This is a genomic window from Neobacillus sp. S1115 (genome assembly GCF_055385565.1).
In genome coordinates this window covers 4,875,224-4,888,629 of record NZ_AP038275.1, presented here as the reverse complement: position 1 = coordinate 4,888,629, position 13,406 = coordinate 4,875,224, and the positions used below count along the sequence as shown (strand labels likewise).

Sequence of the window (13,406 nt, the reverse complement as noted above, 5' to 3'; positions counted from 1 at the left end):
GAATTATGGAAAAGATCAACAAAACTCTAAAACGGTTAGCCTCACATGAGAATTTTCAAAAACGATTTGCGCAAATGCGTGAGGACACATTGGCCAATCCTGATGTCAGGGATTTTTTAAGGAAGCATCAGCAGGACCTCACGGAGGAGATTATTGAGAAAAGCCTGATGAAGCTTTATGAATATACGCAGCAAAGCAGGTACTGTCACAAGTGTGAAAGTCTTGAGGCATGTACCAACATGATGAAGGGGTATCATCCTGAATTAATTTTAACGAGGAGTTCCATCGATTTGCGGTATGACCGCTGTCCGCGAAAAATTATGGAAGATGAGAAGAGGAAAAATGAGAAACTCATTAAAAGTTTACATGTGCCAAAGGATATCCTGAATGCCTCGTTCGAGGAACTTGAACATGATGAGGAACGGATCGATGCCGTTCAGAAAGCTGCCGCTTTTTTACTGAAATATGAGCAGGGCAAGCCGGTGAAGGGACTTTATTTTTACGGGAAGTTTGGTGTTGGAAAGTCCTATTTATTAGGTGCCATTGCCAATAAACTTGCCAAAAAGCAGATTTCTTCGATGGTTGTCTATGTTCCGGAGTTGCTGCGGGAGATGAAAAGCTCCATCGCCGATTCGACTTTAAACGAAAAAATCGATGCGTTAAAAAAAGAGCCGATTTTAATGCTTGATGATATTGGTGCTGAAGCGATGTCCAGCTGGACGCGCGATGAAGTTCTTGGACCAATCCTGCAATTTCGCATGCTTGAGAGCCTGCCGACCTTCTTTACTTCTAATTTTGATTTTCAAGGGCTCGAGCACCATTTAACCTACAGCCAACGCGGCGAAGAGGAAAAAATGAAGGCCCGCCGCATAATGGAGCGAATTCGTTCTTTGAGCGAACCCGTAATGGTGGGCGGTTCCAACCGCAGAAATTAATGTTACAAGGGATTCCGGTATTCGCCGGAGTCCTTTTTTGCACTTTTAAAACTTCTATTTTGGCCAAGTCCCCCATATATATTAAAACAGAGATTCGGTTTTTAGGGGGGATTTGGTTGGCAGAAATCATCTTCCAAAATAAGATGGATGCAATCCGTTTTTATAATCATTTGCAAAAAGTATTAAATAATCTTCTTGATTATGAAAATATTCTTCTTTTTGAAGATCGACATATAGTGAAAATAATGGATGGCTCTTGTTCTGACCATTTATTTGCCAAGGTTAAAGACGCTTTTTATGAGTTTATTACATGTATTAAACGCGATGACTGGTTTATGGATATTTTGGAGCAGCAATTTTTTTACGAAGACCTGGAAGAACGGCAGCAAATTTTGGAGATTCTTTATTCCATTTTAGAAGGGCATCGCTTTGAACTGTCTTCTTTTTTACAGGAAAATAATGAGGAACCTAATATTAAGGAAGCCATTCATCATGTTTTTCAGGAAAATATTTCGTTCTCGTTTGATTCGTTTGCGAAATTTAGGTTGCGCTCGTATCTTCAGCTCCTTGAAAGCTATGTGGAGCTTTCAATTGATGAATATAAAATGGAGCAGGAATACCAAATGTTTGTGAATATGCTGAGAGATTTTTTGGCAAATCGGGAGCCGAAAATTGATGTGCTCCATCTATTATTTGATGATGAAATCACCTTTTACAATGAACATTTTGAAGAAATGAAACGAAGCGAATTGATACGTCTGATAGACCGAAAGCTGTTGGTGAATCATCCAGTTTACGTCGATTCGGCCTCGATTGCCCCGCTATTATCTTTGGCGCCGACATCTATTTTTCTTTATACAAATGATCCGGAGGCCCCGCTTGTCAGAACAATTAAGAATATTTTTGAGGAAAGAGTGAAGCTCAGGCAATTCGAGGCGCTTCGGGAAGTGAAAAATTGGGTAGGAAAAGCAACTTCCTCCGAAAACCATGGATAAAAAATACAAATTGTTAAAATAATTTGTTTTATGAAGTTGATTTTTTAAAACTAAATCATTATAATAACGTACATAGCTTATATCATAGTAAATGTAATGATAAGGACAACAGTATTTTTTTACGGTTTTTAGAGAGGGAGGACGCGGCTGAAAGCCTCCTAACACGAAAGAAATACTTACCACCTTTAAACTTCACCAGTGAACACTTCATTTTCTCATGAAGCTAGTAATTGTTGACGGCAATCAGCCGTTACCCTGACCTAAAGTCATTTTCAGTATGCCCTGTTGGCAGCTTCTGAAAATGAAAAATTGGGTGGAACCACGTGTTAATCAAAACTCGTCCCTATTCCTAGGGACGGGTTTTTTATTTTTTATTTTATAAGGAGGAATTGATGATGTCAGATGTTGTAAAAATTGCATTTCCTGATGGGGCAGTAAAGGAGTTCCCAAAAGGAACGACAACAGAAGATATTGCGGCATCCATCAGCCCTGGTCTGAAGAAAAAGGCTATTGCCGGCAAACTAAACGGTCAAATGTATGATCTTCGCCGTCCAATTCAAGAAGACGGTTCAATAGAAATCGTGACACCAGAATCTAAGGATGCCCTTGAGGTATTGCGCCACAGTACTGCCCACTTAATGGCACAGGCTGTTAAGCGTTTGTACCCGGGAGCGAAGCTTGGTGTCGGCCCGGTTATTGAAGGCGGATTTTATTACGATATGGATTTAGAGGAATCTCTGACACCTGAAGACCTTCCTAAAATCGAAAAGGAAATGGCGAAAATCGTTAGCGAGAACATTGAAGTTGTCCGCAAAGAAGTCAGCCGTTCCGAAGCGGTTCAGCTTTTTAAAGAAATCGACGATGAGTATAAGCTTGAGTTGATTGAAGCTATTCCTGATGATGAACAAGTAACGATTTATGAGCAGGGGGATTTCTTCGACCTATGCCGCGGTATCCATGTTCCATCAACTGGAAAAATTAAAGAATTTAAGCTGTTAAGCATTGCGGGTGCCTACTGGCGCGGCGACAGCAATAACAAAATGCTGCAACGCGTATACGGCACTGCCTTTTTCAAAAAGGAAGAGTTGGCTGAACATCTTCGTTTGCTTGAAGAAGCAAAAGAGCGTGACCACCGCAAGCTTGGTAAGGAGCTTAACTTATTTACTAATTCTCAAAAGGTAGGGCAAGGGTTGCCGCTTTGGCTGCCAAAGGGTGCAACAATCCGTCGTATCGTTGAGCGCTATATCGTGGACAAAGAGGTCAGCCTAGGCTATGACCATGTTTATACACCGATTATGGCAAACGTGGAGTTATATAAAACTTCCGGCCACTGGGATCATTACCATGAAGATATGTTCCCGGTAATGGAAATGGACAATGAGCAATTAGTGCTCCGCCCGATGAACTGCCCACACCATATGATGGTGTACAAAAATGCGATGCACAGCTACCGTGAGCTTCCAATTCGGATTGCTGAGTTAGGAACAATGCACCGTTATGAAATGTCTGGTGCTTTATCCGGATTACAGCGTGTCCGAGGGATGACTTTGAACGATGCGCATATCTTTGTTCGTCCGGATCAAATTAAGGAAGAATTCCAGCGCGTTGTTCGGCTGATTCTAGAGGTTTATAAAGATTTCGATATTAAGGAATATTCATTCCGATTATCGTATCGTGATCCTCAAGATAAGGAAAAGTACTTCGATGACGATGCGATGTGGGAAAAAGCACAAAGCATGTTAAAAGAAGCGATGGATGACCTTGGCCTTGATTATTTCGAAGCTGAAGGAGAAGCGGCATTCTACGGTCCTAAATTGGATGTTCAAGTCAGAACAGCTTTAGGTAAGGACGAAACATTGTCGACTGTGCAATTGGATTTCTTGCTGCCTGAACGTTTTGATTTAACTTATGTTGGTGAAGATGGCAAGCAGCACCGCCCAGTTGTTATCCACCGCGGTGTCGTTTCTACTATGGAACGGTTTGTTGCTTACTTGATTGAAGAATACAAGGGCGCATTCCCAACTTGGCTGGCGCCTGTACAGGTTCAAGTGATTCCTGTTTCGCCAGAAGCGCATTTTGATTATGCCCGAAAGGTACAGGAACAGCTTAAGGCTGCAGGCTTCCGCGTTGAATTGGACGGCCGTGATGAAAAAATCGGCTATAAGATCCGCGAAGCGCAAATGCAAAAAATCCCTTATATGCTGGTTGTCGGCGACAAGGAAGTCGAGGAAAACGCTGTTAACGTACGTAAATATGGCGAGCAGAAGTCTGAGACTAAGGCGTTTGAGGAGTTTCTTGCTGGGTTGAAGGCGGAAGTGCAGAAATAATTTTAGGAGGGGAGAGCAATCTCCCTTTTTGGTTTTTTAAGGACAAAACTGCTTGAAATAGAGACGGAAGTGTCCGAATCAGCGTAACCTTCGGACAAAATCGATAGAAAAAGAGATGAAAGTGTCCGAACCCGGGCAACCTTCGGACAAAAACGATTGAAAAAGCGATGGAAGTGTCCGAACCCGGGTAAACTTCGGACAAAACCGGTTGAAAAAGCGATGAAAGTGTCCGAACCCGGGTAAACTTCGGACAAAACCAGTTGAAAAAGCGATGGAAGTGTCCGAACCCGGGTAAACTTCGGACAAAACCGATTGAAAAAGCGATGAAAGTGTCCGAACCCGGGCAACCATCGGACAAAACCGGTTAAAAAAGCGATGGAAGTGTCCGAACCTGAGTAACCATCGGACAAAACCAGTTAAAAAAGAGGCGGAAGTGTCCGAACCTGGGTAACCTTCGGACAAAATTGTCCCGGACTTACTCATAAAAAGTATTTGAACTAATCCCGATTGGTCTTCTGTCAAGAAAGTGGACAGTAAAATTTAAGACTTTTAGAAACCAAACCACTACCGCACTTCGTTTGGTACGGTATTAGAAATGATCAGTCGAAAAGCATGACTGCTCATTTCCTAACACCAAATGGCTATATTATGAGGTATATGCAACTTCATCTTGCCGGTGGTTTCTCTCGAATTGATTCGGTGAATTGTGCCCTAAAGTAGAGTGTTTTCGTTTTTCATTATAAAAACTATTTAAATAATGATTAATGGCTTTTACGGCTTCAGCCCTGGTCTTAAAGCGTCTTCTGTAGATCAAGTCTTTCTTGATTGTGGCATGAAAAGACTCAATACATGCATTGTCGTAAGGATCGCCCTTTCTGCTCATACTGATATGCATGTTTTTCCCTTTCAGGATGTCGATATAATCATTTGAACAATACTGGGACCCACGGTCCGAATGATGGATTAACCCTTCACTAGGCTGCCTTGTAACAATCGCCATATTTAATGCTTGTATGGATAGCTCCTTTTTCATATGTGAAGCCATACTCCAGCCTACGATTTTTCTTGAGAATAGATCCATAACGGATGATAAATAAACCCAGCCTTCAAGCGTCCAAATGTACGTAATGTCAGTTACCCATGCTCGGTTGGGCTTTTCAACATTAAATTGGCGATTAAGCAGGTTAGGATAAATGTGTAAATCATGATTTGAATTAGTAGTAATGACAAACTTTTCTTTTGGTGTGGCTGTTAAACCCATCTCTTTCATCATACGTGCAACCGTCTTTTGAGAAATGGTATAACCCCACTCCACCAAGTCGGCATGGACCCTGGGGCTCCCATACGTACCATAGCTCTCGTGAAATGATTTACTTATTTTTTGCTTGATTTCTTTACGGTAGGCATCTTTCTCAGATTGAGGTTTATTCTGGATCCTTAGCCATTTATAATAGCCACTTGATGATACTTTAAGAACTTTGCACATCTTCGCCACAGCGTGCTCATCAGAGTGGGCTTGAATGAACGTATAAATTACGCTTGGTTTTTCGTGAAGATGTGCATGGCCTTTTTTAGAATTTCGTTTTCCTCTTTCAATTTTTGTATCTCTTTCTCGTGTTGCTTTTTCAGTTTTTCAAGTTCTGTGGGTGTAAGATAGTTTTCTCCAGCTTTCCCAGCACTTGTTTTAGTCCTGTAAGCTGCCACCCATCGACTAACAGTTTTAGGGGAGATCTCGAGTTCAAAAGCTACCTGGGAGGCTTTTTTCCCCTCCTCAACGATTAACTTTGCAACATATTCTTTATACTCTTGAGAATGATGTTTACCCATGTGAACACGTCCTTTTAAATGATGATTGTATTATAATCTAAATCTCATTTTTACGTGTCCACTTTTTAGACTAACCTCACGATTGCTTTAAAATACTTATTCAAAATCCTTCTAATTCTCTTTTTACATTCAACAACCCCGCACCATTCATAAACAACATTAGTCGTTATTTTCATCCCAGGAAAAAGCAGCTTAATTTCCCTCACACATCGCAAAACAGCATCTGTCACCAACTCTTCATGCCCACAATCCAAGCAAATACAATTCTTTCCTTCAACAGAAATCGAAAACGAGTTGCAGATTTTACAGGTATGTCCTTTTCTCAGCTGGTCATATCGATATGAAGGCAATTGTGTATAAGGTGATTTTTTAATATGGAGAGAAACAAGCTTATCTGCTAGCCTCTTATAATAGTCATTCAGCTTTAATGGCGAATTGTCCAATTTTTCCAAATAACCGGATACTTGTGTTGGAAAAATAAAAGGCTTGGTGAGGGGGGCTTGGTATAGGGTGAACTTCGGATTGATGAAAATTACCTTGGCTTCAATCGGCAACTTTACTCCCAGGCTTTGGAGCAATTGGCGGAGCAAAGATTCACTTCGATTTAACTGGTAAAGTGGATTAGTATATTCTGTCTTTGGAAGCTTGTATAATCTATCTGATTCTGCCTCCGAATCTGGTCCTAACTCGTAAAAATAATCTCCTTCAAAATTTTTTACTTCACTTAAATAAATTTTTTCAGGAACAATAATTAATGTGTCAATTTGAAAAGTAGTGTTGTGCACCTTAAGCAGCAAATCGTTTAAAATATAGCATTCGCATTTGAGTTTTTCTGTAAGCTTATCAAACATTATCTCTCCCACGTACCCTTTTTTTAGCCGTAAATATCGTTGTCTGTCATCTTCTGATAAACTCATCCGGGTATTTAAAACTCCCAAAATAATTAATTCTTCAGGCTCTGTTCGGGGTTTATAAGCCATATGCCACATCCTTTCATCCAAATTAATTTTAATAAAAAATGCCAGCACTTTTTCCTTCGAAGGGTGAATATTTTGTTAACTTTTACCTGTAATAAAAATATGTTGAATAATTTCCGCTTTCCTGCTAAAATAAATTTCGTTGTCACAAAAGGAGTTCATTTGACAAAAGTTCTTTGCTTGTGATATAGTATCTAAGGTATAAATTGAATACTAGTTTCTAGGAAAAGAAGAAGCACCCGCTTCTCACCTGATTGACGCAGTTTGGCAGTTGGCAGGTTTTACGAGGACTTTTAGTTATTTTAACTTTGTTCGTAAAGTGTGGGTGTGTACATCCACACTTTTTTATTTGTACTTCTCATGGACTGCCAAACATAAAAAAATCTTGGTGGGGAGTATGTTTTTCCAAACGTTGTATTCTTGATTAAACCTTGGAGGTGGCTAATTATTAGCAAAGACATGTTAGTAAATGATGGGATTCGCGCTCGTGAAGTTCGCTTGATTGATCAAAATGGCGAGCAGTTAGGAATTAAATCCAAAATCGAAGCGCTGGAGATTGCCGGACGAGTGAATTTAGATTTAGTGCTTGTAGCACCAAACGCTAAGCCTCCGGTAGCCCGGATTATGGACTACGGCAAATTTAAATTCGAGAATCAAAAGAAAGAAAAAGAAGCTCGAAAGAACCAAAAGATTATCACGACAAAAGAAGTTCGTTTAAGTCCAACAATTGATGAGCACGACTTTAATACAAAGCTTCGCAATGCTATTAAGTTCTTGGAAAAAGGCGACAAGGTAAAGGCCTCCATCCGTTTCAAGGGCCGGGCAATTACCCATAAAGAAATCGGTCAGAAAGTATTAGACCGTTTTGCAGTAGAGTGTAAGGAAGTAGCTACGATTGAGTCTCATCCAAAAATGGATGGCCGTAGCATGTTCTTGGTTTTAGCACCTAAAATCGAAAAGTAATAAGGAGGACATCCCAATGCCAAAAATGAAAACTCACCGCGGCGCTGCTAAGCGTTTCAAGAAAACTGGATCTGGTCAATTAAAGCGTGACCACGCTTATACAAGCCACTTATTCGCAAACAAATCTACAAAAGCTAAGCGTAAGCTTCGCAAGTCTTCACTTGTATCTAAAGGTGATTTCAAACGTATTCGTCAATTATTAACAAACGTAAAGTAATCGATATAAGCATTGATTTAAATCTAGGAGGGAAATTACATGCCACGTGTAAAAGGCGGTACAGTTACTCGCAAACGTCGTAAAAAAGTTCTTAAATTAGCTAAAGGTTATTATGGTTCAAAACATACATTATATAAAGTTGCTAACCAACAGGTTATGAAATCTTTAATGTATGCATTCCGCGACCGTCGCCAAAAGAAGCGCGACTTCCGCAAACTTTGGATTACTCGTATCAACGCAGCAGCTCGCATCAACGGTCTTTCTTACAGCCGTTTAATGCATGGTTTAAAGCTTGCTGAAATCGAAGTAAACCGCAAAATGCTTGCTGAATTAGCAATCAGCGATGCAAACGCATTTGCTGAATTAGCAAACGCTGCTAAAGCTCAACTAAATAAATAATTAAACATATGGCCATTCTCTATGATGAGGATGGCCTTTTCTGTAGAGGAGATTGTTTATGGTAGGATTATGGGCAGCTATTATGGCTATAAACATAGTTGCGTTCAGCTTAATGGGTGTTGATAAAAACAGAGCGAAGAAACATCAATACCGGATTCGGGAAAGAACGTTATGGCTTGCAGCGTTATTTGGCGGTGCTGTTGGCGCTGCGGTTGGGATGTACTTTTTCCGGCATAAAACAAAGCATCTGCAGTTCAAGATTGGCTTTCCGATTCTGGCAATCATCGATGTCATACTTTTTATAAAGGGAGTGTTCTAATAATGAACCTTGTGAAGTTGTTTCAAATGCAAAAGGCATTAGATTCGCATATTGAGGAAAAGCATCAGCTTCAGGACGAGGATTTATTCAGCCGAAAAGTTCTCGCTTTATTAGTTGAGCTTGGTGAGCTCGCTAACGAAACCCGCTGCTTTAAATTTTGGAGCGTTAAGCCTTCATCATCAAAAAATGTGATTCTTGAGGAGTTCGTTGATGGGGTTCATTTTATTTTATCGCTGGGGATTGAGTGCGGATTTGATCAAAAGGGAATGGAATTAAAGGCTGCACAGCCTGAGTGCAGCGTGACGGAACAGTTCTTACGTGTTTATGAAGGGGTCACCATTTTTCAAAAAACAAAAAGCTTTGAGGATTACCTGCGATTATTCGAAGCATATTTGCAGCTTGCAGTCCTGCTTGGGATATCTTATGAAGAAATGGAACAGGCATATTTTTCAAAAAACGAAGTAAATTATCAAAGACAGCAAAACAACTATTAATTTGTTAATTGTCAGATAGTTTCGTTATAATGAAAGTGAACGTACATAAAAAGGGGGCTAAATAATGGCAAAAATGGATGAAACATTGACCATGCTGAAGGATTTAACCGATGCCAATGGAATTCCCGGCAATGAGCGTGAAGTCCGCGAAGTCATGAAAAAATACATAGCACCATATGCGGATGAAATCACGACTGACGGATTAGGCAGTTTAATTGCAAAGAAAGTCGGCAAGGAGGGCGGCCCTAAAATCATGGTAGCCGGCCACTTGGACGAAGTTGGCTTTATGGTGACGGCGATTGATGACAAAGGCTTCCTGCGCTTTCAAACGGTCGGCGGCTGGTGGGGCCAGGTGATGCTTGCTCAGCGAGTGACCATTGTAACAAGAAAGGGCAATGTAACAGGGATTATCGGATCTAAGCCGCCGCATGTTTTATCTGCGGAAGCCCGCAAGAAGCCAATTGAAATCAAAGACATGTTCATTGATATCGGTGCCTCAAGCCGTGAAGAAGCGTCCGAATGGGGCGTGCGTCCTGGAGACATGGTCGTGCCATATTTTGAATTCACCGTAATGAACAATGAAAAGATGCTTCTTGCGAAAGCTTGGGATAACCGCATCGGCTGTGCGATTGCGATTGATGTTTTAAAGCAATTGCAAGGTGTTGATCATCCGAATGTTGTTTACGGCGTCGGAAATGTTCAAGAAGAGGTTGGCTTACGCGGTGCCAAGACAGCTACTTATAAAATCCAGCCTGATATCGGCTTTGCTGTTGATGTAGGTATTGCCGGCGATACACCTGGAATTAGCGAAAAAGAAGCGATGAGCAAAATGGGCAAAGGGCCGCAAGTGGTTGTCTATGATGCGTCGATGGTAGCGCACAAGGGACTGCGTGATTTTGTAACGGATACTGCGGATGAACTCAACATCCCTTACCAGTTTGAATCCATCCCAGGCGGTGGAACAGATGCGGGCTCCATCCATTTAACGCATAATGGAGTTCCGGCGCTGGCGATTACGATTGCAACTCGTTATATTCATTCACATGCTGCAATGCTTCATCGTGATGACTATGAAAATGCTGTTAAGCTGATTGTAGAGGTCATTAAGCGTTTGGATCGCGAGGCTGTTGATAAGATTACGTTTGAATAAGGTTTTGGGGTCCCCGGCTGCTGTGTTTGCGCCGGGGATTATTTGTAATTTGGCGATTCGCCGATAGAATGCTCCGTTTCGCTGATAAAACCCAAAAATTCGCCGATAGACTTCTCAAATTCGCTGATAGAACTCCAAAATTCGCTGATAGACCCAGCCTCCCCCAAAAAAACAGCCGCCAACCCATCGGCCGGCGGCTAAAAATCCCATTTTTAATGCTTTAACCCGCTTTCAAGCGTGCCAAGCATCTCTTTTTTCTCTTGTTCAGATGAATTTTGCCAAATAACTTCAAATAAAACGCCTAAACCCGGCAGCATTTTCTCTTCCCCGCTTTGAATCGCATCGACAATGGTATCCTCTAATTGGTCTTGCGTATTATTGGAAACATTGTGAATAACAGCATTCCGCAAATTGAAATTCATAATGGGCCACTCCTTCTTTAACCTTAATTCTTTAGTTAATAGGGAATTAAAAAATTCCCCAAATTTATACTTCCCTAACGCATAAATTCAACTACGCTTCTGTCTTCGTCCTAACGGACTCGACAATCAGCAAGTTTTCATTTATTATCATTTCTAATTTTGGTTTTAATATGTATTTTAAATGGGCTATAATGTAAAAATCAGAGTAATTTTTAAAGGGGAAACAGAATTGAAATATATCCAATCGCAGCAAAATCCACAGGTTAAGCAATGGAAAAAGCTTTTAACGAAAAAAGAGCGAGACCGCTCAGATACATTTTTAGTGGAAGGCTTTCATTTAGTGGAAGAAGCACTCAAACAGGATGAACAAGTTTTAGAAATCATTATTTCTGAAAAAATAGGTGTGCCGCCGCGCCTCGATGCAGGTCAGACACCTATTTACATGGTGACGGAGGAAATCGCAGATTCCTTATCGGAAACGGAGACCCCCCAGGGGATTTATGCTGTCTGCCGGCAAGCCGATCAAAAAACAGACTTAAAAAATGCAAAAACGTACCTCCTAATCGATGCTGTTCAAGATCCGGGAAATCTCGGCACGATGATTCGGACAGCCGATGCGGCGGGAATTGATGCGGTAATTGTAGGCAAAGGCAGCGTCGATGTCTTTAACGGAAAGGTTCTTCGCTCTGCTCAAGGAAGTCACTTTCACCTTCCAATCATAAGAGGCGACCTTCAAGAATGGACGGCAAAACTGAAAGTAAAAAATATACCTGTTTACGGAACAGCACTTGAGGGAGCTTCTGCATATACTGATATTTCAACCGGTGAAGCTTTCGCCCTGATTGTCGGCAACGAAGGGAGCGGCATGAATAAAGAACTTCTGTCCCAAACAACCGCCAACCTTTATATTCCGATTTACGGCAAAAGCGAATCGCTGAATGTCGCGGTTGCGGCAGGAATTCTTTTATATTACTTGAAAAAATAAATTTGAAACACTCAAAAAATTAGTATATAATAATGAACAATGTTGATATTTAAAAGACAATGACGGAGAAAAGTATCTTGTCAAATGGCCATTTTTAGGGAGAAAGTGCCGCGACTGAAAGCACTTTTATGGACAGGGTAGGAGAAGTTCACCTCCCGAGTCGGCATCGGGACCATTTCTTAGCGGAGATGTAAAGATGCATCGGCACAAGCCGTTATCTGAATCGAGCGAACACAATATGTGTATACATACGTGTTTACAAGGGTGGTACCGCGATCTAATACCTCGTCCCTTTTTTGGGGGCGGGGTTTTTTTATTTTTTACATAAAAAATTTAAGGAGGAATCCAAATGCAAGAGCGTTTAAAGGAATTGCAAGCTGAAGCAATTCAGAAAGTGGAACAGTCTTCAAGCTTAAAAGACTTGAATGACATCCGTGTTGCATATTTAGGGAAAAAAGGCCCGATTACCGAGGTATTGCGTGGCATGGGCAAATTATCGGCGGAAGAGCGTCCGGTGATTGGAGCTCTCGCTAATGAAGTACGTGAAGCCATCGCTGCTAAAATTGAAGCTAAGCAAAATCAGTTGGAAGAAGCAGCTGTCTTAGAAAAATTGGCTTCTGAAAGCATTGACGTCACCCTTCCAGGGCGTCCTGTTAAGGTTGGGAACCATCATCCATTAACAAAAATCATCGAGGAAATCGAAGACTTGTTTATCGGAATGGGCTATGAAATAGCAGAAGGACCTGAGGTAGAGCAGGATTATTATAACTTCGAAGCGTTGAACCTGCCGAAAGGCCACCCAGCCCGCGACATGCAGGATTCCTTCTACATTACGGAAGAAATCTTGCTTCGCACCCATACATCGCCGGTTCAGGCCCGGACGATGGAAAAGAACAACGGCAAAGGTCCGATCAAAATCATCTGCCCTGGTAAAGTATACCGCCGCGATAATGATGATGCGACGCACTCACATCAGTTCATGCAAATTGAGGGCTTAGTGGTAGGCGAAAATATCCGCATGAGTGACCTTAAGGGAACATTGGATGTATTTGCTAAAAAGATGTTCGGCCAAGACCGTGAAATCCGTCTTCGCCCAAGCTTTTTCCCATTCACAGAACCTTCCGTTGAGATGGATATTTCCTGTAAAGTATGCGGCGGCCACGGCTGTAATGTTTGTAAGCAGACAGGCTGGATTGAAATCCTTGGCGCCGGAATGGTTCATCCAAACGTACTTGAGATGGCTGGCTATGATTCAAAGAAATACACTGGATTTGCTTTTGGAATGGGACCTGAGCGGATTGCGATGCTGAAATACGGTGTTGATGATATCCGTCATTTCTATACAAATGATGTTCGTTTCTTAAAGCAATTTTCGGTAGAAGAATAGGAGGTTGAC

The 13,406-nt window shown here is 41.4% G+C and carries 15 protein-coding genes and 2 other annotated features; of the genes, 11 read left to right on the top strand and 4 right to left on the bottom strand.

The window, feature by feature from the left end; translation table 11 throughout:
* The first annotated feature begins 5 nt into the window (after positions 1-5).
* The 3 genes from dnaI to thrS all read left to right on the top strand — a co-directional run bounded on the left by dnaI (position 6) and on the right by thrS (position 4,257).
* The gene (gene dnaI, locus ACZ5B7_RS23935; RefSeq protein ID WP_213144639.1) at positions 6-935 is read left to right on the top strand and encodes a primosomal protein DnaI; all 930 of its coding nucleotides are present in this window, start codon (positions 6-8) and stop codon (positions 933-935) included.
* A gap of 116 nt (positions 936-1,051) precedes the next feature.
* Positions 1,052-1,930, top strand: a complete 879-nt coding sequence (locus tag ACZ5B7_RS23930) for a putative sporulation protein YtxC (RefSeq protein ID WP_464491220.1) — start codon at positions 1,052-1,054, stop codon at positions 1,928-1,930.
* An 87-nt stretch (positions 1,931-2,017) separates the two neighbouring features.
* Positions 2,018-2,278: a binding site (T-box leader), on the top strand.
* Between the two features lie 47 nt (positions 2,279-2,325).
* Positions 2,326-4,257: a threonine--tRNA ligase gene (gene thrS / locus ACZ5B7_RS23925; RefSeq protein ID WP_464494558.1), complete on the top strand. Its 1,932-nt coding sequence runs from the start codon at positions 2,326-2,328 to the stop codon at positions 4,255-4,257.
* A gap of 646 nt (positions 4,258-4,903) precedes the next feature.
* Here the strand turns inward: thrS and ACZ5B7_RS23920 are convergent.
* From ACZ5B7_RS23920 to ACZ5B7_RS23910, 3 genes are all read right to left on the bottom strand, one after another.
* A complete protein-coding gene (locus ACZ5B7_RS23920) occupies positions 4,904-5,779 on the bottom strand; it encodes an IS3 family transposase (RefSeq protein WP_464494408.1) in 876 nt (291 codons plus the stop codon).
* Between the two features lie 11 nt (positions 5,780-5,790).
* Positions 5,791-6,084 (bottom strand): transposase, encoded by a 294-nt coding sequence (locus tag ACZ5B7_RS23915; protein ID WP_213140605.1) that lies wholly within the window; start codon positions 6,082-6,084, stop codon positions 5,791-5,793.
* A gap of 65 nt (positions 6,085-6,149) precedes the next feature.
* Positions 6,150-7,064, bottom strand: coding sequence for a nuclease-related domain-containing protein (locus tag ACZ5B7_RS23910; protein ID WP_464491219.1), 915 nt, complete (start codon positions 7,062-7,064; stop codon positions 6,150-6,152).
* Between the two features lie 218 nt (positions 7,065-7,282).
* Positions 7,283-7,414, top strand: a sequence feature (ribosomal protein L20 leader region).
* Positions 7,415-7,520: 106 nt separating this feature from the next.
* Here ACZ5B7_RS23910 and infC point away from each other — a divergent pair.
* From infC to ACZ5B7_RS23880, 6 genes are all read left to right on the top strand, one after another.
* The gene (gene infC, locus ACZ5B7_RS23905) at positions 7,521-8,024 is read left to right on the top strand and encodes a translation initiation factor IF-3 (protein WP_277398316.1); all 504 of its coding nucleotides are present in this window, start codon (positions 7,521-7,523) and stop codon (positions 8,022-8,024) included.
* 16 nt (positions 8,025-8,040) lie between these two features.
* On the top strand, positions 8,041-8,241 hold the full coding sequence (rpmI, locus tag ACZ5B7_RS23900) for a 50S ribosomal protein L35 (RefSeq protein WP_213119942.1): 201 nt from the start codon (positions 8,041-8,043) through the stop codon (positions 8,239-8,241).
* 39 nt (positions 8,242-8,280) lie between these two features.
* The gene (gene rplT, locus ACZ5B7_RS23895; protein WP_423799276.1) at positions 8,281-8,640 is read left to right on the top strand and encodes a 50S ribosomal protein L20; all 360 of its coding nucleotides are present in this window, start codon (positions 8,281-8,283) and stop codon (positions 8,638-8,640) included.
* 58 nt (positions 8,641-8,698) lie between these two features.
* Positions 8,699-8,959: a DUF1294 domain-containing protein gene (locus ACZ5B7_RS23890; RefSeq protein ID WP_423799275.1), complete on the top strand. Its 261-nt coding sequence runs from the start codon at positions 8,699-8,701 to the stop codon at positions 8,957-8,959.
* Positions 8,960-8,961: 2 nt separating this feature from the next.
* A complete protein-coding gene (locus ACZ5B7_RS23885; protein WP_464491218.1) occupies positions 8,962-9,453 on the top strand; it encodes a dUTP diphosphatase in 492 nt (163 codons plus the stop codon).
* Positions 9,454-9,517: 64 nt separating this feature from the next.
* Positions 9,518-10,603 (top strand): M42 family metallopeptidase, encoded by a 1,086-nt coding sequence (locus ACZ5B7_RS23880; protein WP_213119946.1) that lies wholly within the window; start codon positions 9,518-9,520, stop codon positions 10,601-10,603.
* Between the two features lie 212 nt (positions 10,604-10,815).
* Here the strand turns inward: ACZ5B7_RS23880 and sspI are convergent, their stop codons facing one another.
* A complete protein-coding gene (gene sspI, locus ACZ5B7_RS23875; protein ID WP_213119948.1) occupies positions 10,816-11,025 on the bottom strand; it encodes a small acid-soluble spore protein SspI in 210 nt (69 codons plus the stop codon).
* A 229-nt stretch (positions 11,026-11,254) separates the two neighbouring features.
* Here sspI and ACZ5B7_RS23870 point away from each other — a divergent pair, with 229 nt between their 5' ends.
* Both ACZ5B7_RS23870 and pheS read left to right on the top strand, forming a co-directional pair.
* The gene (locus ACZ5B7_RS23870; RefSeq protein WP_464491217.1) at positions 11,255-12,010 is read left to right on the top strand and encodes a TrmH family RNA methyltransferase; all 756 of its coding nucleotides are present in this window, start codon (positions 11,255-11,257) and stop codon (positions 12,008-12,010) included.
* A 349-nt stretch (positions 12,011-12,359) separates the two neighbouring features.
* A complete protein-coding gene (pheS, locus tag ACZ5B7_RS23865) occupies positions 12,360-13,397 on the top strand; it encodes a phenylalanine--tRNA ligase subunit alpha (RefSeq protein WP_423799271.1) in 1,038 nt (345 codons plus the stop codon).
* Positions 13,398-13,406: the final 9 nt, after the last annotated feature.